Raw genomic sequence first — 19,952 nt, 5'->3', positions numbered from 1 at the left:
TCATAAAGTCAGATTTTTAGGACACGCTGATGCTAGACACCCTTGCCCCTCCTGCCGATGGCAGCGCCCCCGCGCTGGCCGCGGTCCTGGCCCGCGCGATCCTCTCCGGGCAGATGCCGGCCGGGAGCGACTTCCCGCGGGAGAAGGATCTCTGTGAACGCTTCGCCGTGAGCCGCAACCGGCTTCGCAACGCGCTGGCCAGCCTGGTCACCACCGGTCTTGTCGAGCGCACCGCGGGACGCGGCAGCCGGGTGCGCGACGTCACCGACTGGCACCTGCTCGATCCTATGATGAGCGACTGGCTGGCCGGGCTGGCGCATCCCGACCCGCGCCTGGTTCGCGAGATCTATGCCTTCCGTCTCTCCGCGGAGCCCCAGGTGGCCGAGCTGGCGGCCATGGCGTCGGACGGCCATGACCTGGCGCGCCTGGAGAATGCCTTCGCGGGCATGCGCGGCACCGCCGCCAGCGGCCTGCACCAGCAGCACGCCGAACATGACGTGGCCTTCCATCAGGGCATCTACCAGGCCACCCACAACCTGGTATGGCGCCAGATGGGCCACCTGCTGCGCCCCTCCATCATCGCCCTGATCCAGCACTCGCAGCACCATGCCGACTCCCTGGAAGATAGCCTCGAGCGCCACCGCCGGGTGATGGAGGCCATCCGCCTGCGCCAGCCGGAAACCGCCCGCCAGGCGGCCCGGGCAGTGCTCGAGCGCACGGCAACGGACCTGGGACTGATGCCCGAGTCCACCTCCCCGACTGAAGGATATCCCGCATGAAGATCACCCGACTCAAGACCTGGCAGGTGCCGCCGCGCTGGCTGTTCCTCAAGATCGAGACCGACGAGGGCTGCTATGGCTGGGGCGAGCCGGTCATAGAGGGACGTGCCGCCACCGTTGAGGCGGCCGTACACGAGCTCGCCGACTATCTGGTCGGCCAGGACCCGCACCGCATCGAGCACCTGTGGAACACCCTCTACCGCGCCGGCTTCTACCGCGGCGGACCCATCCTGATGAGCGCGATCGCCGGCATCGACCAGGCGCTGTGGGACCTCAAGGGACGCGACCTCGGCGTGCCGGTGCACCAGCTGCTGGGCGGCGCGGTGCGCGACCGGATGCGCATGTACGCCTGGACCGGCGGCGACCGCCCCGATGACGTAGGTGCCGGCGCCAGGGCGCTGGTGGATCAGGGCTTCACCGCCTTCAAGATGAATGGCACCCCGGAGATGCAGATCGTCGACAGCCACCGCAAGGTCGACGAGGCGGTGGCCCGGGTGGCCGAGGCCCGCAACGCCGTGGGGCCGGACGTCGGCATCGGCATCGACTTCCATGGCCGGGTGCATCGTCCCATGGCCAAGGCGCTGCTGCGCGAGCTGGAGCCCTTCCACCCGATGTTCGTCGAGGAGCCGGTGGCCCCCGAGCACCTGCCCTGTCTCAAGCAGATCGCCGGCGGCCTGGGCTATCCGCTGGCCACCGGCGAGCGGCTGCACAGCCGCTTCGAGTTCCGCGACCTGCTCGCCGACGGCATGATCGACATCGTCCAGCCCGACCTCTCCCACTGCGGCGGCATCAGCGAGGGGCTGAAGATCGCCGCCCTGGCCTCGGCCCACGATGTGGCGCTGGCCCCGCACTGCCCGCTCGGCCCGCTGACGCTGGCCGCCTCGCTGCAGCTGGATGCGGTGTGCCACAACGCCTTCATCCAGGAGCAGAGCATGGGCATCCACTACAACCGCGATAACGACGTGCTCGACTACCTGGTCGACAAGTCGGCGCTGGCCATCGAGGAGGGCTTCTGTGCCATCCCTCAGGGACCGGGACTGGGCGTGGAGATCGACGAGGCCTTCGTCGAGGAGCGCGCGCGGGTCGGCCATCGCTGGCGCAACCCGGTGTGGACACATGAAGACGGCTCCATCGCCGAATGGTAGGAGAGGCCACGATGACCATATCCATTCAGTGGCACCTGGCATGGGTCGCCGTAGACTGGGGCTCCAGTAACCTGCGCGCCTGGGCCCTGGACGCGAACGGCAAGGTGCTGGCGAAGGCCGGTTCCGAACGTGGCATGTTGTCGCTTTCCGCGAGCGACTACGAGGCCACCCTGCTGACGACGATCGGCGCCTGGCTGCCCGCCGAGGGCCATGTACCGGTGCGGATCTGCGGCATGGCCGGCGCCCGCCAGGGCTGGCAGGAGGCCGCCTACCTGCCGGTGCCGACACGACTGGACGACCTGGCTCGAGGTGCCGTCAGGCCCGCCGTCGAGGATCCACGGCTGGAGGTCGCGCTGCTGCCGGGCCTCTGTCAGCATCCCGATGAGGTCGGCAGGCGCTTTGATGTGATGCGCGGCGAGGAGACCCAGCTCGCCGGCCTCACCGCCCGCGAAGGCGACATCTCGGGGCCCGTCTGCCTGCCCGGCACCCATGCCAAGTGGGCCCGCCTCGAGGCCGGCACGATCACGCGCTTCGCCACCTTCCTCACCGGCGAGCTGTATAGCCTGCTGGCCGGGCAGTCAGTCCTCCGGCACTCACTGAAGGACGGGCAAGGCGGGAACGACCTGAGCGAGCCCGGCTGCCGCGAAGCCTTCATGGCGGCAGTTCAGGAGGTGGCGGCCGCCCCGGAGCAGTTTGCGAGCCGGCTGTTCGGCCTGCGCGCCGCCGACCTACTGGACGATGGCCTGCTCGATGGCGGCCTGCCGACAGGACAGGCACGCGGCGCGCGACTGGCGGCACGCCTCTCGGGCCTGGTGATCGGCCTGGAGCTGGCCGGCGCCCGGGTGGGGCTGGCCGAGGGCGAGCGTGTCACCCTGGTCGGTGCCGAGACGCTCTGCGCCCGCTATGCCCTGGCCCTCGAGAGTCTGGGCATCGAAAGTCGCCGCCTCGACGGCGAGGCCGCGGTGCTGGACGGCCTCGGGCTGGCCCACGCCGCCATGATTCACGACGCGCACACCCCCTGACACAACCGGAGCCCTGCCCATGTCCTTGCCCCTGATCGGCATCCTGCGCGGCATTTCACCCGACGACGCCATCGCGGTCGGCGAGGCGCTGCTCGCCGCCGGCATCAGCCGAATCGAGGTGCCGCTCAACTCTCCCGAGCCGCTGGAAAGCATTCGCCGCCTCGCCACGGCGCTGGACGACCGGGCCCTGATCGGCGCCGGTACGGTGTTGACCCCCGCCCAGGTGCGCGACGTCTTTGCCGCCGGCGGACGCCTGGTCGTCTCTCCCAACTGCCGGCCCGCCGTGATTACGGAGAGCCGGCGACTGGGCATGGAGAGCTGGCCCGGCGTGGCCACTCCGTCTGAGGCCTTCGATGCCATCGACGCCGGTGCCACCGGGCTGAAGCTGTTTCCGGCGGTACAGGTCGGCATCGAGGGCATGAAGGCCATGCGTGCCGTGCTGCCCGGAGGCACCCGGCTCTACGCGGTGGGGGGCATCGGCGCCAGCAACTTCGCCGCGTGGCGGGCCGGCGGCATCGACGGTGCCGGCCTGGGAAGCGCCCTCTACACGCCAGGTCTCACCGCCAGCGAGGTGGGCGAACGGGCCAGGTCGCTGGCCGCGGCCTGGTGCGCCGCCGATGACAACGCCTCCTGAGCGGCGCGGTGGGCAACGTGGGAGGGCAGGCCTGAGCCTCAGTCGGAGAAGATCCGGTGCAGGTCCGGGGCCTCCGCCTCCTCTTCGACGATGGAGAGCGAGGCCTCGATGGCCTTGAGGTGGCGACTCATGAAGGCCCGGGCGCGCTCACCGTTGCCGGTCTCCAGGTAGCCGATCAGGTCATCGTGGTCGTGGGACTCGCAGCCCAGGTGGCCGGGGTTGCCATAGACGGCGAGGATCAGCGAGGAGCGCGAGCAGAGCCGTTCGACGAAGTCGGCCAGGGTGGCATTGCCGGAGATGCGCGCCAGGCGGGTGTGAAAGTCCGCCGAGAGCCGGATCGCCGTGCTCTGCTCGCCGGACTTCAGCGCCTGGCGCTCGCGCCGGGCCATGTCACGAAGCTCGCGCAGATCGTCATCGCCGATACGCCGGGCGACCTCCGGCATCAGGCCGCACTCGACCATCTGGCGGGCATCGAAGACGTCCTTGGCCTCCTCGGCGGTGGGCCGGGTCACGCTGGCCCCGCGGCGCGGCGTCAGCGTGACCAGCTGCTCCAGAGCGAGCCGCTGGAGGATCTTGCGGATGCCGGTGCGACTGATGCCGAAGACATCAGCCAGGGCATCCTCGCGCAGGCGTGCCCCGGGCCGCAGACGGTGCTCGATGATGGCGTCGCTGATCGAGCGGTGAATCTCCTCGTGGCGCTCGGCACCGTCTCCGTTCTTGCCTGAGCGGTCCGCGCCGCCTCGTTCGGCAACCGTCTGGCGCTGGTTCATCGCGTCATCTCCTCCCCTGGTCGTCACCGGCATGCACGATCATTGTATACATATCGGCAGCCTGCCGGCGACCGCTCGACTCACTCCTCCCAGGCAGCGATGATCGCGCGCTCCTCGTCGGTCATCCCGGTCATGTTGCCCAGCGGCATGTAGCCGCTCGCCACGACCTCCTTGATCTTCGCCTGCTGGGTCTGGAGCTGTTCGCGGGTGTCATAGGCCATGCCGGCCGGCGGCGCATTGAAGCCCGGCTGGGTCGGCTCGCGGGAATGGCAGGTCACGCAGCGCGTCTCGACGATCGCGTGAACTTCCTCGATATCCGGCGCCACAGAGGCCGTGTCAGTGGCCTGACCGCCGCCGACGGGGGCCGCTATCCAGAATGCCACCAGAATCAGCGCCACCCCGGCCGCCGGGTAGGCCGGGCGCCTGTGACCGGCATGCATCAGCACGAAGTACTGGCGGATCAGGGCGCCGGCGAAGATGAAAAGCGACATGATCACCCAGGCCAGTTCATGGGAGTAGGCGAAAGAGTAGTGGTTGCTGATCATCAGCAGGACCACCGGCAGGGTGAAGTAGGTGTTGTGTACCGAGCGCTGCTTGCCGCGCTTGCCGTCCAGCGGGTTAGGGGTCTCGCCGGCCTTCATCGCCGTCACCATGCGGCGCTGGCCGGGAATGATCCAGAAGAAGACGTTGGCCGACATGGCGGTGGCCATCACCGCGCCGGTGAGCAGGAAGGCGGCACGCCCCGAGAAGATCTGGCTGCTCAGGTAGGCCACCACCACCATCATCACCGCGACGGCGATGCTCAGCAGGCCGTCGCGCTGCATGTCGGGGCTGATGCGCTTGCACAGCTCGTTGTAGACCACCCAGCCGGCCAGCAGGAAGACCAGCGCCACGACATTGGCCTGCCAGCCGCTCATGTTCGCCGCCCAAGCCCAGTCGCTGCCCGGGTTCACCAGGTAGAAGCTCGGGTTGACCATGTACAGGATGACGAACAGACCGAAGCCGGTGAGCCAGGTGGTATAGGCCTTCCAGAACGACCAGTGCAGGTCCTCGGGCAACTTGCCGGGGGCACTGGCGTATTTCTGGTTATGATAGAAACCGCCACCGTGTACCGCCCACATCTCGCCGAAGACACCCTTCTCCCGGTCTTCGGCGGCCTTGGGTTGGCGCAGGCTGTTGTCCAGCATCACGAAGTAGATCGACTCGCCGATCCAGGCGATGGCGGCGATGACGTGCAGCCAGCGCAGCATGAAGTTGGTGAAATCCAGCAGGTAGGCTTGCATCAGGGGGCCTCGTCTAGCGTCTTGTTGTGGAGAAAAGCGGCACTACCCCCTCAGCTGCCGCGGTAGGTGGAGTAGCCATAGGGCGAAAGCAGCAGCGGCACATGATAGTGCTGGCCGGCATCGGCCACCCCGAAGCGCAGCGGGATGACATCGAGGAAGCGCGGCTCCTGGGCCGCGACGCCACCCGCGCGCAGGTAGTCGCCGGCGTGGAAGAGCAGCTCGTACTCGCCGGTGGCGAAGTCATCGCCCTCAAGGAGCGGGGCATCGCAGCGCCCGTCAGCGTTGGTGACGACGTCCTTGAGCCGCGTGCGGCTCTCACCCTCTAGGCGGAAGACCTCGATGCGGATGCCCTGGCCGGGGCGGCCCTCGGCGGTGTCCAGCACATGCGTGGTCAGATATCCCATGGGGTTCTCCTTTGTATATCGGTTCGATCGGCGACTGGCGTAGCCCTTGGCGGGCAGACGCCATGAAGAGCGTGATGATGACAGTTTTAGCTTTTATAAGGGTACATTTCAAAGTTTTTTTGTATACACTTTACGAAGAGGGCATCGACCGCCCGCCACGGCCTGCCCGCCGCTGCGCGCGCCAACAGGCCCAGTCAGCAAACAGAGGAGCCCCAGGATGACCGATACGATTCTCACCCCGCGCCCCAGCCAACTGGACCAGCAGGCCTTCGTGGCTCACTACGGCGAGATCTACGAGCACTCCCCCTGGGTGGCCGAACTCGCCTGGCAGCGCGGCCTCTCCTCCGCCGAGGACACGCCGGAAGGGCTGGCCGAGGTGATGGGCGCCGTGCTGCGCGAGGCCAGCCCCGAACGCCAGCTCGAGGTGATACGCGCCCACCCGGACCTGGCCGGCAAGGCGGCCGTGGCCGGCGAACTGACCGACGACTCCACTCGTGAACAGGCAGGCGCCGGCCTCGACCAGTGCACGCCCGAAGAGCTGGCCCGCTTCGAGCGCCTCAACGCCGACTACAAGGCGAAGTTCGGCTTTCCCTTCGTGATGGCCGTCAAGGGCAGCGATCGCCACGCCATCCTCGCTGCCTTTGATGAGCGCCTGCCCAACGACCCAGCCGAGGAGCGCCGCACCGCCATCGAGCAGATCAACCGCATCGCCCGCTTCCGTCTGGACGCCCGCCTCGGCTGAGACAGGCCTCCGGCAGCACGCGCAAACCGGGACTGTTTCAGTGCACTAGACAGCAGCCGCACTGACGTCCAGGCGCAAAGCGAGCAGCCGAGATATCGGCTGCTCGCTTGCAGATGTGCCGGGCAAGAGCTTCGTCTAGCCGGCGTGACGGTCCGGGCCTCAGCCGCCTCGCGGGCTGCCTGCGACGCGGGCGACGCCGGTCGGCTCGTCTGCGTCAGCTCCGACCTCTTCGCCATGGCGGCGATGCCCGTCCTGGCCAGCGGCTTCGGCATCCGCCCTGGCGATCTCCTCGCGCTCCCGGGCCTCGTCGGCCAACGAGGTGCGGGGCAGCACGATGTTGAGCACGAAGGCGGTGATGGCAGCCACCACGATGGGCGCCCCGCCGATCAGGTTCTTGAGCATCGCCGGGAACTGCTCGATCGCCGCCGGTACCTGGGCGATGCCAAGGCTCAGCGCCAGCGCCAGCCCCACGATGGTCATGTTGCGGGCCGACAGCTCATCCTTGATGAGCAGCTGGATGCCGGTCATGGTGATCATGCCGAAGACGATGATGGTGGCACCGCCCAGCACCGGGTAGGGAATGGTGGTCATGATGGCGCCGAACTTGGGGCTCAGGCCGGCCAGGATCATGAACAGCCCGGCGATGGCCAGCACGTAGCGGCTGATCACCTTGGTCATCGCCACGATGCCGACGTTCTGGCTGAAGGTCGAGGTCGGCAGGGCACCGAAGAAGGCGCTCGCGGCGGTGGTCAGGCCGTTGCCCAGCAGCCCGCCGGTCAGCTCCTTCGTCTTCAGTTCCCGGTTCATGCCGCCCACGGTGGTAGCGGAGAGATCGCCGATGGTCTGCACGGAGTTGATCACGCAGATCACCACCATGGAGACGATGGCGGCGGTATGGAACTCCATCTCGAAGGGCATCACCGCCGGCACCGCGACCCACTTCGCCTCGACCACGGAGTCGAAGCTGACCATGCCCAGGGCCAGCGAGAGCAGGTAGCCCACCAGGATACCGACCATGATCGCCGACAGCTTGACCACGCCCCTGCCGAACTGGGAGGCGACCAGCACCGTGAGCAGCGTGACCAGGCCGACGGCCCAGTTGATGGGCGCCCCGAATCCCGGTGCCTCGACGTTGCCGCTGCCTGCCATGTAGCGGATGGCGATGTCGTACAGCGACAGACCGATCACCAGTACCACGGTCCCCGCCACCACCGGCGGGAAGAGGTGTCGGATGTACTGGATGAAGTAGCCCACCACCATCATGGTGATGCCGCCGACCAGCTGGGCGCCGATGATGCCCTCGATGCCGAACTGCCCCCCCACCGCGATCAGCGTCGGCACATAGGCAAAGCCCACTCCGAAGATGGCGGGAAGCCGCGCACCAAACTTCCAGACCCCGTAGAGGTGGAAGAGCGTGCAGACCCCGGAGGCCAGCACGGCGATCTGGATCAGCATCAGCTTCTCGGCGGGCGTCGCACCCACCACACCGGCGATGATGATGGGCGGCGTGATGACGCCGGCCACCATGGCGAGGACATGCTGGAGGGAGATCGGCAAGGCCTTGGCCAGCGGTGGCTTGCCGTGGAAATCGAAGATCGAGGTGTTGCTGGGATTTTTCTGCATGGGTAAGACCGCTGCTATTGTTGTCGTCATATTTTGTATACAAAATATCCTGGCATACTGTCGCGCGCTTTGAAATGCACTTGATCACAAAGTCGTATACTGCCATGGCCCGCCACGGGGTTACGGCCGGGTCACGGCAGGCCGGAACCGTGGTCGCCGCGCGTGCTAGAGATGCCACTCCAGGTTGAGGGTCAGCGCATCGGTATCGACCCCCGGCTTGCTGTGATTACCGAACTTGTTGCGCCAGTATTCATGACCAACGCCGACCCAGAGGGTGTTCTCGCCACCCCAGGTCAGCTGTCCCGCATCCAGCATCAGACGGGTACGCATCAGCTGCTCGGCCTCGGTAGGAACGCCGAAATAGTCGTCGCCCTTCTCGCCGTTGTAGTTGTAGAAGCCCTGAAACTTCATCGGCAGTGCGCCCGCCTCGAAGGAGAGTCCCCAGGCCAGATTGACCTGATAGTAGGGGTCGAAGGAGAGATCGTTGCGGTTGCCCGGCAGGCCACAGGCGTCCAGGCCACAGTGGTTCCACTCGCGACTGTAGAGCAGGCTCAGGTCGAGAAAGCCGCGCGGCACGTCGAACTTGAGGGTCGGCCCTACCAGCAGCTGACGCTTTCGGGGCGCGAAAGCCGAGTTCTTGGTATTCAGGTCGAAGCCCGCAGTGAGCGCCATGTCCTGGATCGGTCCGAAGGCGATCGGCGCGCCGAGAAGCTTGCCGGCATGCAGCTGATGGCGATAGACGAGATAGGCCTCGGTGGCGCCGCTGTCGCTGCCTTGGACCGGATCCGTACTGTCGGACTGCAACAGATCCAAGTTGAAGAAGTTCTGCCCCAGCGAATAGCCGCTGACGTGGGAGAGCTGCAGGATGTGCTTTTCCACCTTGTCAGGATTGTTGGGTTCGGTGAACTGGGTGCCATAACGATAGCCGATAGCGGTATCACTCCAGTCGGCCGCCTGGCCGGCACCGGTCGACAGCACCGCAACCAGCGCAGTGCCGGCCATGAGGAAGCGAGAGGGGTTGACGAGCATCGCGAAACTCTCCGGTTATTGGACTTGTAGAGAACGGCATCGGGTCAGCTGGCAGAGCATGCTGACGACACCTAAGCGATACACTAACCAATTATTTTGTACACAGGAAATATTTTCCAAAAAGCCTTCCCGGGCAGAAAAGCGGCGACATTCGCCGCCGCCACCGTTTCGCACCTTCCTCATGGCGGCCTACACTTGGAGGGAATTCCCCAACTCAGGAGCACCCTCATGTTCCGTGATCGCCTCGACGCCGCCGAGCAACTCGCCAGCCGACTCTCTCACCTCAAGGGGCACGACCCGCTGATCCTGGCCATCCCGCGAGGCGCAGTCCCCATGGGGCGGCTGATTGCTGATGCCCTGGAGGGCGACTTGGACGTGGTACTGGTGCGCAAGGTGGGGGCACCGGGCAACCCGGAATTTGCCATCGGCGCGGTCAGCGAGGATGGCAGCGTGGCGCTGGAGGAGACGGCGAAGCACTATCGCGAAGAAGCCGTCAATCGGCAGATACAGGAGCAGCGAGAGTTGCTTGAGGAGCGCCGCCAACGCTACACCCCGGTGCGGGCGCCCATCGACCCGAAGGGGCGAACCGTAGTGGTGGTGGACGACGGCAGCGCCACCGGGGCGACCATGGCGGCGGCACTGAGCACCCTGCAATCACGCGGGCCGCAGACGCTGATCGCCGCCATGGGGGCGGCACCGCCCGATACGGTGGCACGGCTCGAGCCCCTGGTCGACGAGGTGGTCTGTCTGGAGATCGACCGGGACTTTCGCGCCGTGGGGCAGTACTTCGCCGAGTTCGGGCAAGTGGAAGAGGACGAGGTGATTGAACTACTGGGCAGCGAACACGGCTGAGAAGACAAGGCGGCCAAAAAAGAACACGGGCGCCACCCGAGGGTGACGTCCCGTGAATGCCGGCGGGAGCCGGCGCTTGCCATGCTTGGTCGTCAGATGCCTTACTTGGCTGCCACGCCGGCGGCCTTGATGCCGTCCTCGGCGAGTTTCTGACTCTTCTGGGCGTATTCCTGGCCCAGGCTCATGATCTTCTCGGCGTCGCCACGCAGGCGCTCGCCCATATCTTGGCTGGCCTTCTGCTGGGACTCGACGACCGACTTAAGGCTATCGGCATCACGCACGTCGAGCCAACCGCGAGCCTGGGCGAGACCCATGCCGCTCAGAGCGCGCAGTGCGTCGAACTGGGCGGCCACCAGCTTCTCGGTGTAGTCGAGGTTGAGGGCGCCGAAATTACGTGCAGGCGAGACGAACATGGATTCGAACTGTTCGGTGGCCTGTTGGGGAGTCGTCTTGCTCATGAAACACCTCCATCTGTAGTGGGACACCGGGACATGACGCCCCGTGCTGCATTGCAACATAGCAGGCCTTTTTGTGCAGCGCAACATGCCTTGCCATATAAGTAACGTCGCGCTGTTCCAGGACATGAACCACGACGCCCGGCCGGAGCCGGGCGTCGCAGAAACAGACGGGGCACGTCATGCGGCGGCCCCCCTGGCGTCCTTGGCCTCAGCGATAGGCGCCCTCGATATCGGTGATGCGCAAGGCCTTGCGGCCCAGGCCGCCGTACAGGTCGAGCATGCGCTCGAGCCAGGCATGCACCGGGTCAGCATTGGAGACCAGATCGGCGGTGGAAACACAGCGGGCCCACATGAAGTTGCCGAAGACCAGATAGTCGACGCCGGCCGGCGCGTCGCCGTCGAGGAAATCGGCCTCCGTGAGCCGGCCACGAAGCGGCTCCAGCGCCGCATCCAGTTGCGCCAGGCCCTTGGCCGGGGAGTGGAACTCCTCGAGGGTGCGGCCGAAGCGCTTCTCGCGGGTCTCCCGGAAGTAGGCCCGGTCGTCGGGATGAATGGCGTTGAACAGGTCCATGATGATGGTGCGCATCATCGCCGGGGCCAGCGAACGCTCGGCGTAGTGCTTGAAGAAGCGTCCGCGCGCCTCGGCCAGCCCCTCGCCGAGCAGCGGTGCCTCGGGATAGGCACGATCCAGGTAGCGCAGGATCTCGTAGCTGTCAGTAACCACTGCGTCACCGTCGACCAGCACCGGCACCTTGTCGTGCTCGGCGAAGGCCAGTGCCTGCTTATCGGTGAAGTACCAGGGCTGTGTTTCTGCCTCTAGCCCCTTGTGGGCCAGGGCGTAACGCACCCGCCAGCAGAAGGGCGAGAAACGCAGCCCTTCGTCAATGCCGCAGAGATCATAAAGTACCCGTGTCATGCCGCCTCCTCGTTTCCGGTCCTGTATCCGCCTCGATAGTGCCAGCCTTTACAAACCATCGCCAACGTCGTTGCCAACCGGTAGTCGGGCGACAGCGAATTGTCCATTGGTCTAATGCGCCACTTGCGCCCATGGGCATGCCACCACCCGAGAGACAACGGAACTTACTGAATCATCGATTCATTTCTCGTCAGGCCGGTATTCACAAGCCGATCGACTATTGGTAATACCAATTACCCATGAATGGCCAAGCCGGACCATTGCGCTTATCGTGCGCTCTCTTCATGCCCCGGTCTTGCGGGGGAACGCTCCACGACCCACTGTTCCAACGCGAAAGGAACTTCTCATGAACGAAACGCTACTCGCGCTGCTCGCCTTCGTGCCCCTGGTGCTGGCCGGCGTGCTACTGATCGGCCTGCGCCTGCCCGCCCGGCTTGCAATGCCGGCCGTTTTTGCGGTCACCGCGCTGATCGGGCTGTTCGCCTGGGAGATGTCCTTCACCCGGGTACTGGCCTCGACCCTGCAGGGCCTGATCCTGACGGTTGCCATCCTGTGGATCATCTTCGGCGCCATCCTGCTGCTCAACACCCTGAAGCACTCGGGGGGCATCAAGGCCATTCGCAACGGCTTCTCGGGGATCAGCCCCGACCGCCGCGTCCAGGCGATCATCGTCGCCTGGCTGTTCGGTTGCTTCATCGAGGGCGCCTCGGGCTTCGGCACTCCTGCCGCCGTGGCCGCCCCGCTGATGGTGGCGCTAGGCTTCCCGGCCCTGGCCGCCGTGGTGGTGGGCATGATGATCCAGTCCACGCCGGTCTCCTTCGGCGCCGTGGGCACCCCGATCGTTGTGGGGGTCACCGGCGGGCTGGATCGCATCGGCATCACCGAGACCCTGGAGGCCGGCGGTGCCGGGTGGATGGAGTACTTCCGTCTGATCGCCGGCGAGGTCGCGGTGATTCATGGCATCGTTGGCGTCCTGATGCCGCTGATCATGGTGGTGATCATGGTGCGCTTCTTCGGCGCCAACCGTTCCTGGAAGGAAGGCCTCTCCATTGCCCCCTTCGCCATCTTCGCCGGCGTCTGTTTCGTGGTGCCCTACATGCTGGCCGGTGTGCTGCTGGGACCGGAGTTCCCGTCGATGATCGGCGCCATGGTCGGCCTGGCCATTGTGGTGCCGGCCGCTCGCCGTGGATTCCTGATTCCCAAGGACACCTGGGACTTCCCGGAGAGCACTTCCTGGCCCGACGCCTGGATCGGCAAGCTCGAGATCAAGCTGGATGACGTCACTGGCAAGGCGCCGATCTCCACCCTAATGGGCTGGGTGCCCTATGTGCTGCTGGCGGTGATCCTGGTCGCTTCGCGCACCGTCGAGCCGTTCAAGAATGCCCTGACCTCGTTCGCCCTGAGCTGGAGCAATATCCTCGGTGAAACCGGTATTTCCGGCGCCATCCAGCCGCTCTACCTGCCGGGCGGCATCCTGTTGATGGTGGTGCTGCTCACCGCCCTGCTGCACCGCATGCATGTCGGCGAGCTGAAAGCCGCCTTCAGCGAGTCCACCCGCACCATCTTCGGCGCCGGTTTTGTGCTGATCTTCACCATCCCCATGGTGCGGATCCTGATCAACTCCGGCGTCAACGCCGCCGACCTGGTCTCGATGCCGGTGGCCATGGCCCAGCTGGTGGCCGACGGAGTGGGCGGCGTCTACCCGTTCTTCGCGCCGGCAGTGGGTGCGCTGGGGGCCTTCATTGCCGGCTCCAATACCGTCTCCAACCTGATGCTCTCCGACTTCCAGTTCAACGTCGCCCAGCAACTCGGCCTCTCCACCGCCTTCATGGTGGCACTGCAGGCCGTTGGCGCCGCGGCGGGCAACATGATCGCCATCCACAACGTGGTGGCGGCATCGGCCACCGTGGGCCTGCTCGGCCGAGAGGGCGAGACCATCCGCAAGACCATCCTGCCGACGATCTATTATCTTGTCGCCGCCGGGATCATCGGGCTGATCGCCTTCTATGTGCTGGGCATCGGCGACCCGCTGCTGACGCTGGGCTGATTGCCCTCCGCCTGTGCGACACAGCCCCCGCGGTCTGCCCGTGGGGGTTGTGTCGTCTCCGGCCCTCTTCGGCGCGGCCGGGCGGCAGGCATCAGCCGATCCGCTTGAGCTCTGTCGCGTGGCGCCGGCCGCGTTCCACGTACCCCTCGGCGTTCTTCCTCAGGCCCTCGATGGCCTCGTCGGAGAGCTCGCGGACCACCTTCGCCGGCGCTCCCACGATCAGCGAATTGTCCGGAAAGCGGGCGTTTTCCTTGACCACTGCCCCGGCTGCCACCAGGCAGTTGTGGCCGATCACCGCACCGTTGAGGATCACTGCCTGAATCCCCACCAGACTGCCGTCGCCGATGGTGCAGCCATGCAGCATGGCCTGGTGGCCGACGGTCACGCCCGTGCCAACCGTCAACGGGTAGCCGGGATCGGCGTGCAGCACCGCCCCGTCCTGTATATTGCTGCCCTCGCCGACCTCGAGGTGATCGGTGTCGCCGCGCAGTACCGCCTGGTACCAGACGCTGGCGTTGCGCTTAAGGGTAATCCGTCCGATCACATCGGCCGTCTCGGCCACGTAGACATCGTCCCCGATAACGGGACGGTCGTCACCATACTGATAGATCGCCATAAGGTTCTCCTTTCGAATCAGGGGTCGCCACGCGCGACGGGGCATGAATACGCTGTTACTGCCACTCTTCGAGACGCATGGCCGAGCGCTCCAGCCGCTGGTCCTCGGCCTCGATCTCGCGCAGCTGCTCGCCCACGCTGGAGAGATGCTCCAGGGCCACGCGTCGGGCGAGAACCGGCTTGCCTTCGACCACGGCGCGATGGAGCCGTGCATGCTGGCGATTGATCCTCTCGCGCGCCGCCGGGCGGTGATAGAGATTCTTCACCGAGGCGAACACTGAGCTCAGCAGCAGGTCGGTCAGGCTCTGCAGCGTGTGGACCAGCACCGGGTTGTGGGACGCCTGGCAGATGGCCAGATGAAAACCGTGATCAAGCCGTGCCAGGCGCTCCACATCAATCGCTTCGGCCTGCGCGATATAGTCGGCCATCTCCTGGTAACGACGGGTGATCAACACCCGGTCCGACGGTGTCCCCCGGCTCGCCGCCAGGCTGGCCGACTCTCCCTCGAGCAGGGCCCGCACCTCCAGAAGGTCGAACAGCGTTCTCGGATGATCGCGAAACAGATGCATCAGCGGCGTGTCGTGCGACGCCGTGACCAACTCCGCGACTGCCGAGCCACGGCCCTGACGGGTGACGATCACGCCCTTGCTGCGCAGCGTTCTGAGCGCCTCCCTCAGCGAGGCACGCGAGACCTGCAGCCGCTCGCTCAATCGCCGCTCGGAGGGCAGCAGCTGTCCCGGGCGGAACACGCCGTCAAGGATCAGCTCCTCCAGCCTGGCCGCAATGGCGTCAGGGGTACGTGAGGTGGTGACCAGCTCATCATGATAACGGGGCATCGGCCATTCCTGCGGGGATGTTACCCGCGACTCAAGAGTGTATCTTGGAAATTCTTTCCATAATTATACTCACAACTGGTCTGACCAGGGAACCAAAGGCTGGACACACCCGTCAAGAAAGCACAGATTGGAGGCCATCACCGGTCACCTGCCCGGCCCGAGCGGGTCATGGACCATCAGCGAGGAAGCCCCATGAACATCCTCTATGACGAGCGGCTCGACGGCGAGCTGCCGGACATCGACAAGAGCGACGTCCTGGCCGACCTGCAACAGGCCGCGCCCGGGCTCACCCTGCTGCACCGCGAGGAGGACCTGCGTCCCTTCGAGTGCGACGGCCTCTCCGCCTACCGCGTGCTACCCATGCTGGTCGCCCTGCCCGAGACGCTCGAGCAGGTCGAGACGCTGATGAAGCGCTGCCGCGCCCTGGGCGTGCCGGTGGTGACACGGGGGGCCGGCACCGGCCTCTCCGGCGGCGCCCTGCCCCTGGAAAAGGGCGTACTGCTGGTGATGTCGCGCTTCAACCGCATCCTCGACGTCGACCCGGACGCGCGCATCGCGCGGCTGCAGCCCGGGGTGCGCAACCTGGCCATCTCCGAAGCGGCAGCCCCCTACGGCCTCTACTACGCGCCGGACCCCTCCTCGCAGATCGCCTGCTCCATCGGCGGCAACGTCGCCGAGAACGCTGGCGGCGTACATTGCCTGAAGTACGGGCTGACCGTGCACAACGTCATGAAGGTGGAAGTGATCACCATCGAGGGCGAGCGCATGACGCTCGGCAGCGAGGCGCTGGATGCCCCGGGCCTTGACCTGCTGGCGCTGTTCACCGGCTCCGAGGGCATGCTCGGTGTGGTCACCGAGATCACCGTCAAGCTGCTGCCCAAGCCCGAGACCGCCAAGGTGCTGATGGCCAGCTTCGACGACGTCGAGAAAGCAGGCCGCGCCGTGGGCGACATCATCGCTGCCGGCATCGTCCCCGGCGGGCTCGAGATGATGGACAAACTCGCCATCCGTGCCGCCGAGGACTTCGTCAAGGCCGGCTATCCGGTCGAGGCCGAGGCCATCCTGCTCTGCGAGCTGGACGGGGTGGAAGCCGACGTCGACGACGACTGCGCCACCGTCCGCGCTGTACTCGAGCAGGCCGGGGCCACCGGCATCCAGCAGGCCCGCGACGATGCCGAGCGTGCCACCTTCTGGGCCGGTCGCAAGAACGCCTTCCCGGCGGTGGGCCGCATGTCGCCGGACTACTACTGCATGGACGGCACCATCCCGCGCCGCGAACTGCCACGAGTGCTCAAGGGCATCGCCGACTTCTCAGAGGCGTATGGCCTGCAGGTCGCCAACGTCTTCCACGCCGGCGACGGCAACATGCACCCGCTGATCCTCTTCGATGCCAACCGTCCCGGCGAGCTGGAACAGGCCGAGGAGCTCGGTGGCAAGATCCTCGAACTGTGCGTCGAGGTCGGCGGCTCGATCACCGGCGAACATGGCGTGGGGCGCGAGAAGATCAACCAGATGTGTGCCCAGTTCAAGCCGGGCGAACTGGATACCTTTCATGCCGTGAAGGCGGCGTTCGACCCACAGCGCCTGCTCAACCCGGGCAAGAACATCCCCACGCTCGCCCGCTGCGCCGAGTTCGGTGCCATGCACGTGCACAACAATGAACTCCCGCACCCCGAGCTGCCCCGATTCTGAGGATTTCCCCATGGCCCAGACACCACACCAAGCGACCGACCAGGACATCAGCGACGCGCTCGGCGAACGGGTTCGCCGGGCAACGGCTGAGGGCCGCCCGCTGCGTATCGTCGGCGGGGATACCAAGGCCTTCTATGGCCGTCCTGTCGAGGGCGAGGCACTCTCCACTCGCGAGCATCGCGGGATTACCTACTACGACCCGGTGGAGCTGATTGTCTCGGTGCGCAGCGGCACGCCGCTGGCCGAGCTCGAGGCCACCCTGGCCGACAACGGCCAAATGCTCGGCTGCGAGCCGCCTCACTTGGGCGCGGACGCCAGCGTCGGCGGCATGGTCGCCACCGGCCTCTCCGGCCCGCGTCGCCCCTGGGCCGGCAGCGTGCGCGACTTCGTGCTGGGCACCCGGGTGATTACCCATGAGGGGCATGAACAGCGCTTCGGTGGCGAGGTAATGAAGAACGTCGCCGGGTACGACCTGTCGCGGCTGATGGTGGGTGCCCAGGGGACCCTGGGGATGATCACCGAGGTCTCGCTCAAGGTACTGCCCAAGCCCGGCGCCAGCCAAAGCCTGCGCCTCGAGATGCCGCTGCCCGACGCCCAGGCAAAGCTGGCCGAGTGGGGCCGCCAACCGCTTCCCATCACCGCCGCCGCCTGGCATGCCGGAGCCCTGCATCTGCGGCTGGAAGGCGGGCCCAGCTCGGTCGCCGCCACCCGCGAGCGACTCGGCGGCGACAGCCTTGACGACGACTTCTGGACGGCGCTTCGCGAGCAGACCCTGGCCTTCTTTTCCCGGGAGGACGCCCGCCCCCTGTGGCGCCTGTCGCTGCCCCACAACACGCCCTCGGTGGCGCTTGCCGGCGTCGAGGAAGCCGATGTGCTCCATGACTGGGCCGGCACCCAGCGCTGGTTGCGCAGCGACCTGGACGCCGACACCATCCGCGAGGCCTGCGCCCGCGCCGGTGGCCATGCCACCTGCCTGGGGACCCGTCAGGGGCCGGGCCAGGCCGACCCCTTCATGCCGCTGGAACCGGTGGTCGCGAAGTACCATCGAAACCTCAAGGCCCAGCTGGACCCGAAGGGCATCTTCAACCCGGGCCGACTCTACGCGGAGCTCTGAGATGCAGACGCACTTTACCGAGGAAGACCTCAAGAAGCCCCATATCCGGGAGGCAGACCGCGTGCTGCGCACCTGCGTACACTGCGGCTTCTGCAATGCCACCTGTCCCACCTACCAGCTGCTGGGCGACGAGCGCGATGGCCCGCGCGGACGCATCTACCTGATGAAGGAGATGCTCGAGAGCCCCGATGACGACACCCAGGTCACCGAGGAGACGCGGCTGCACCTCGACCGCTGCCTCACCTGTCTCAACTGCGAGACCACCTGCCCGTCGGGGGTGGAGTACCACAAGCTGGTCAATATCGGGCGTGCCGAGATCGAGCGACGCGTGCCTCGCTCGCTGCCCGAGCGTTCGCTGCGCTTCGGACTGCGCAAGGCGCTGGTGGAACCGCGTCGCTTCAAGGCGCTGCTCAAGCTGGGGCAGACCTTCAAGCCGCTGGTGCCGGGCACCCTCAGGGACAAGATGCCCCCGGCGCCGGTGGACGCGGGCACCCGTCCCGAGGGCAAGCGCCATGCGCGCCAGATGCTGATTCTCGAGGGCTGCGTGCAGCCGGGGCTCTCGCCCAACACCAATGCCGCCACCGCCCGGGTCCTGGATCGTCTGGGCATCGGCCTGACCCCGGCCCCCGAAGCCGGATGCTGCGGGGCCATCGACTTCCACCTCAATGCCCAGCAAGCCGGCCGCGAGCGCATGCGCGCCAACATCGACGCCTGGTGGCCCCACGTGGAGGCCGGCTGCGAGACCATCGTACAAACCGCCAGCGGCTGCGGTGCCTTCGTCAAGGAATATGGCGAGATGCTCGCCGACGACCCCGACTATGCCCACAAGGCCGAACGCATCAGCGACCTCGCCAAGGACCTGGTGGAGGTGCTGCGCGACGAGGACCTCGATGCCCTCGACATACAAGAGCGCCGCCGGCTCGCCTTTCATTGCCCCTGCACCCTGCAACACGCCCAGAAGCTCGGCGGCGCCGTCGAGCAGGTGCTTGGCCGGCTGGGCTTCGCCCTTACCCCGGTGCAGGACGCCCACCTCTGCTGCGGCTCGGCAGGCACCTACTCCGTCACCCAGCCGGAGCTCGCCACCGAACTGCGCAACAACAAGCTCGACAACCTCGAAGCCGGCAACCCGGAAGTGATCGTCACGGCCAATATCGGCTGCCAGACCCACCTGGCCGGGGCCAACAGAACGCCAGTTCGCCACTGGATCGAGATCGTCGACGAGGCACTGGCATGAACGATCGTCACGGCGCTCAATCATTCAGCTGCCGGACCCACCTGGCCGGAGCCAACCGTACCCCGGTGAGGCACTGGATCGAGATCGTCGACGAGGCACTGGCATGAACGATCGTCACGGCGCTCAATCATTCAGCTGCCAGATCCACCTGGCCGGGGCCAACCGCACCCCGGTCCGGCACTGGATCGAGATCGTCGACGAGGCACTGGCATGAACGATCGTCACGGCGCTCAATCATTCAGCTGCCAGACCCACCTGGCCGGGGCCAACCGTACCCCGGTGAGGCACTGGATCGAGATCGTCGACGAGGCATTAACCCCCTAAGGAGAACACCATGCAGACCAAGCCCGTACTGACCCTGGATGACGTCAACGCCATCCTCGATGCCGCCCAGCGGGAAGCCCAGGCCAACGAGTGGGCCGTGACCGTGGCCGTGGCCGACGACGGCGGCCATCTGCTCGGCCTGCGCCGCCTCGACGGCGCCCCGCCCTTCAGCGCCGATGTTGCCACCGAGAAGGCGCGCAACGCCGCCATCGGGCGCAAGGAAACCCAGGTCTTCGAGGACATGATCAACAACGGCCGCACCGCCTTCGTGACGGCCCCGATGCAGGCCCTGCTGGCCGGTGGCGTGCCGGTGCTCGTCGACGGCCAGGTGGCCGGCAGCGTCGGCATCTCCGGCGTCAAGCCCGACCAGGACGTCCAGATCGCCAAGGCCGGTGTCGCTGCCATCGGCTGAGCATCCCGAGCCCTGCCGGTC

General features: G+C 66.5%; 20 protein-coding genes. 11 read left to right on the top strand and 9 right to left on the bottom strand.

Features of this window, described 5'->3' with window-relative positions; genetic code table 11:
- The first annotated feature begins 29 nt into the window (after positions 1 to 29).
- Genes FHR95_RS13420 through FHR95_RS13405 form a run of 4 tightly spaced genes read left to right on the top strand, consistent with a single transcriptional unit; the run spans position 30 to position 3,580 of the window.
- Positions 30 to 779: a FadR/GntR family transcriptional regulator gene (locus tag FHR95_RS13420; protein WP_183314758.1), complete on the top strand. Its 750-nt coding sequence runs from the start codon at positions 30 to 32 to the stop codon at positions 777 to 779.
- Positions 776 to 1,924 (top strand): galactonate dehydratase, encoded by a 1,149-nt coding sequence (gene dgoD / locus FHR95_RS13415; RefSeq protein WP_183314757.1) that lies wholly within the window; start codon positions 776 to 778, stop codon positions 1,922 to 1,924. Before FHR95_RS13420 ends, dgoD begins: the two co-directional genes overlap by 4 nt.
- A gap of 11 nt (positions 1,925 to 1,935) precedes the next feature.
- Positions 1,936 to 2,946 (top strand): 2-dehydro-3-deoxygalactonokinase, encoded by a 1,011-nt coding sequence (locus FHR95_RS13410; RefSeq protein WP_183314756.1) that lies wholly within the window; start codon positions 1,936 to 1,938, stop codon positions 2,944 to 2,946.
- A gap of 19 nt (positions 2,947 to 2,965) precedes the next feature.
- A complete protein-coding gene (locus tag FHR95_RS13405) occupies positions 2,966 to 3,580 on the top strand; it encodes a 2-dehydro-3-deoxy-6-phosphogalactonate aldolase (protein ID WP_183314755.1) in 615 nt (204 codons plus the stop codon).
- A gap of 38 nt (positions 3,581 to 3,618) precedes the next feature.
- Here the strand turns inward: FHR95_RS13405 and FHR95_RS13400 are convergent, their stop codons facing one another.
- The 3 genes from FHR95_RS13400 to uraH all read right to left on the bottom strand — a co-directional run bounded on the left by FHR95_RS13400 (position 3,619) and on the right by uraH (position 6,037).
- Positions 3,619 to 4,350 (bottom strand): GntR family transcriptional regulator, encoded by a 732-nt coding sequence (locus FHR95_RS13400; RefSeq protein WP_183314754.1) that lies wholly within the window; start codon positions 4,348 to 4,350, stop codon positions 3,619 to 3,621.
- A gap of 80 nt (positions 4,351 to 4,430) precedes the next feature.
- Positions 4,431 to 5,633, bottom strand: coding sequence for a urate hydroxylase PuuD (locus tag FHR95_RS13395; protein ID WP_183314753.1), 1,203 nt, complete (start codon positions 5,631 to 5,633; stop codon positions 4,431 to 4,433).
- 50 nt (positions 5,634 to 5,683) lie between these two features.
- Entirely contained in the window at positions 5,684 to 6,037 is a 354-nt protein-coding gene (gene uraH, locus FHR95_RS13390; RefSeq protein ID WP_183314752.1) for a hydroxyisourate hydrolase, read from the bottom strand.
- Positions 6,038 to 6,254: 217 nt separating this feature from the next.
- On the opposite strand from uraH, the gene uraD reads away from it, so the two are divergent.
- Entirely contained in the window at positions 6,255 to 6,779 is a 525-nt protein-coding gene (uraD, locus tag FHR95_RS13385) for a 2-oxo-4-hydroxy-4-carboxy-5-ureidoimidazoline decarboxylase (RefSeq protein ID WP_183314751.1), read from the top strand.
- Between the two features lie 159 nt (positions 6,780 to 6,938).
- Here the strand turns inward: uraD and FHR95_RS13380 are convergent, their stop codons facing one another.
- Both FHR95_RS13380 and FHR95_RS13375 read right to left on the bottom strand, forming a co-directional pair.
- Positions 6,939 to 8,402: a uracil-xanthine permease family protein gene (locus FHR95_RS13380; RefSeq protein WP_183314750.1), complete on the bottom strand. Its 1,464-nt coding sequence runs from the start codon at positions 8,400 to 8,402 to the stop codon at positions 6,939 to 6,941.
- Between the two features lie 165 nt (positions 8,403 to 8,567).
- The gene (locus tag FHR95_RS13375) at positions 8,568 to 9,431 is read right to left on the bottom strand and encodes a hypothetical protein (RefSeq protein ID WP_221199330.1); all 864 of its coding nucleotides are present in this window, start codon (positions 9,429 to 9,431) and stop codon (positions 8,568 to 8,570) included.
- Between the two features lie 228 nt (positions 9,432 to 9,659).
- On the opposite strand from FHR95_RS13375, the gene FHR95_RS13370 reads away from it, so the two are divergent.
- Positions 9,660 to 10,283, top strand: a complete 624-nt coding sequence (locus tag FHR95_RS13370; RefSeq protein ID WP_183314749.1) for a phosphoribosyltransferase — start codon at positions 9,660 to 9,662, stop codon at positions 10,281 to 10,283.
- Positions 10,284 to 10,384: 101 nt separating this feature from the next.
- Here the strand turns inward: FHR95_RS13370 and FHR95_RS13365 are convergent, their stop codons facing one another.
- Both FHR95_RS13365 and FHR95_RS13360 read right to left on the bottom strand, forming a co-directional pair.
- Complete coding sequence (locus tag FHR95_RS13365; RefSeq protein WP_183314748.1) at positions 10,385 to 10,741, bottom strand: phasin family protein; 357 nt, start codon at positions 10,739 to 10,741, stop codon at positions 10,385 to 10,387.
- A 208-nt stretch (positions 10,742 to 10,949) separates the two neighbouring features.
- Positions 10,950 to 11,657, bottom strand: coding sequence for a glutathione S-transferase N-terminal domain-containing protein (locus FHR95_RS13360; protein ID WP_040184473.1), 708 nt, complete (start codon positions 11,655 to 11,657; stop codon positions 10,950 to 10,952).
- Positions 11,658 to 12,003: 346 nt separating this feature from the next.
- Between FHR95_RS13360 and FHR95_RS13355 the strand changes: the two genes are divergently transcribed.
- Entirely contained in the window at positions 12,004 to 13,704 is a 1,701-nt protein-coding gene (locus tag FHR95_RS13355) for an L-lactate permease (RefSeq protein ID WP_183314747.1), read from the top strand.
- 91 nt (positions 13,705 to 13,795) lie between these two features.
- On the opposite strand, the gene FHR95_RS13350 is transcribed toward FHR95_RS13355, so the two are convergent.
- Together FHR95_RS13350 and glcC are read right to left on the bottom strand one after the other, a co-directional pair.
- Positions 13,796 to 14,320, bottom strand: coding sequence for a gamma carbonic anhydrase family protein (locus FHR95_RS13350; protein WP_183314746.1), 525 nt, complete (start codon positions 14,318 to 14,320; stop codon positions 13,796 to 13,798).
- Positions 14,321 to 14,375: 55 nt separating this feature from the next.
- Positions 14,376 to 15,155 carry a transcriptional regulator GlcC gene (glcC, locus tag FHR95_RS13345; RefSeq protein ID WP_183314745.1) on the bottom strand — a complete coding sequence of 260 codons (780 nt, stop codon included), beginning with the start codon at positions 15,153 to 15,155 and terminating at the stop codon, positions 14,376 to 14,378.
- 192 nt (positions 15,156 to 15,347) lie between these two features.
- On the opposite strand from glcC, the gene glcD reads away from it, so the two are divergent.
- The 4 genes from glcD (at position 15,348) to FHR95_RS13325 (ending at position 19,931) form a co-directional block, all read left to right on the top strand.
- On the top strand, positions 15,348 to 16,847 hold the full coding sequence (glcD, locus tag FHR95_RS13340; RefSeq protein ID WP_183314744.1) for a glycolate oxidase subunit GlcD: 1,500 nt from the start codon (positions 15,348 to 15,350) through the stop codon (positions 16,845 to 16,847).
- 10 nt (positions 16,848 to 16,857) lie between these two features.
- Positions 16,858 to 17,961, top strand: coding sequence for a glycolate oxidase subunit GlcE (gene glcE / locus FHR95_RS13335; protein ID WP_183314743.1), 1,104 nt, complete (start codon positions 16,858 to 16,860; stop codon positions 17,959 to 17,961).
- Between the two features lies 1 nt (position 17,962).
- Complete coding sequence (gene glcF / locus FHR95_RS13330) at positions 17,963 to 19,195, top strand: glycolate oxidase subunit GlcF (RefSeq protein WP_183314742.1); 1,233 nt, start codon at positions 17,963 to 17,965, stop codon at positions 19,193 to 19,195.
- Positions 19,196 to 19,529: 334 nt separating this feature from the next.
- Entirely contained in the window at positions 19,530 to 19,931 is a 402-nt protein-coding gene (locus FHR95_RS13325; RefSeq protein ID WP_040184449.1) for a GlcG/HbpS family heme-binding protein, read from the top strand.
- The last annotated feature ends 21 nt before the right edge of the window (positions 19,932 to 19,952 follow it).

It is taken from the genome of Halomonas fontilapidosi (assembly GCF_014192285.1).
GTDB classification, from domain to species: domain Bacteria; phylum Pseudomonadota; class Gammaproteobacteria; order Pseudomonadales; family Halomonadaceae; genus Halomonas; species Halomonas fontilapidosi.
The sequence above is the reverse complement of the archived record's forward strand: the minus strand, read 5'-3'. Positions and strand labels throughout refer to the sequence as shown.

Coding starts and splice junctions, on each gene's coding strand:
- FHR95_RS13420 (WP_183314758.1), top strand. CDS start 30: ATGCTAGACACCCTTGCCCCTCCTGCCGATGGCAGCGCCCCCGCGCTG.
- dgoD (WP_183314757.1), top strand. CDS start 776: ATGAAGATCACCCGACTCAAGACCTGGCAGGTGCCGCCGCGCTGGCTG.
- FHR95_RS13410 (WP_183314756.1), top strand. CDS start 1,936: ATGACCATATCCATTCAGTGGCACCTGGCATGGGTCGCCGTAGACTGG.
- FHR95_RS13405 (WP_183314755.1), top strand. CDS start 2,966: ATGTCCTTGCCCCTGATCGGCATCCTGCGCGGCATTTCACCCGACGAC.
- FHR95_RS13400 (WP_183314754.1), bottom strand. CDS start 4,350: ATGAACCAGCGCCAGACGGTTGCCGAACGAGGCGGCGCGGACCGCTCA.
- FHR95_RS13395 (WP_183314753.1), bottom strand. CDS start 5,633: ATGCAAGCCTACCTGCTGGATTTCACCAACTTCATGCTGCGCTGGCTG.
- uraH (WP_183314752.1), bottom strand. CDS start 6,037: ATGGGATATCTGACCACGCATGTGCTGGACACCGCCGAGGGCCGCCCC.
- uraD (WP_183314751.1), top strand. CDS start 6,255: ATGACCGATACGATTCTCACCCCGCGCCCCAGCCAACTGGACCAGCAG.
- FHR95_RS13380 (WP_183314750.1), bottom strand. CDS start 8,402: ATGCAGAAAAATCCCAGCAACACCTCGATCTTCGATTTCCACGGCAAG.
- FHR95_RS13375 (WP_221199330.1), bottom strand. CDS start 9,431: ATGCTCGTCAACCCCTCTCGCTTCCTCATGGCCGGCACTGCGCTGGTT.
- FHR95_RS13370 (WP_183314749.1), top strand. CDS start 9,660: ATGTTCCGTGATCGCCTCGACGCCGCCGAGCAACTCGCCAGCCGACTC.
- FHR95_RS13365 (WP_183314748.1), bottom strand. CDS start 10,741: ATGAGCAAGACGACTCCCCAACAGGCCACCGAACAGTTCGAATCCATG.
- FHR95_RS13360 (WP_040184473.1), bottom strand. CDS start 11,657: ATGACACGGGTACTTTATGATCTCTGCGGCATTGACGAAGGGCTGCGT.
- FHR95_RS13355 (WP_183314747.1), top strand. CDS start 12,004: ATGAACGAAACGCTACTCGCGCTGCTCGCCTTCGTGCCCCTGGTGCTG.
- FHR95_RS13350 (WP_183314746.1), bottom strand. CDS start 14,320: ATGGCGATCTATCAGTATGGTGACGACCGTCCCGTTATCGGGGACGAT.
- glcC (WP_183314745.1), bottom strand. CDS start 15,155: ATGCCCCGTTATCATGATGAGCTGGTCACCACCTCACGTACCCCTGAC.
- glcD (WP_183314744.1), top strand. CDS start 15,348: ATGAACATCCTCTATGACGAGCGGCTCGACGGCGAGCTGCCGGACATC.
- glcE (WP_183314743.1), top strand. CDS start 16,858: ATGGCCCAGACACCACACCAAGCGACCGACCAGGACATCAGCGACGCG.
- glcF (WP_183314742.1), top strand. CDS start 17,963: ATGCAGACGCACTTTACCGAGGAAGACCTCAAGAAGCCCCATATCCGG.
- FHR95_RS13325 (WP_040184449.1), top strand. CDS start 19,530: ATGCAGACCAAGCCCGTACTGACCCTGGATGACGTCAACGCCATCCTC.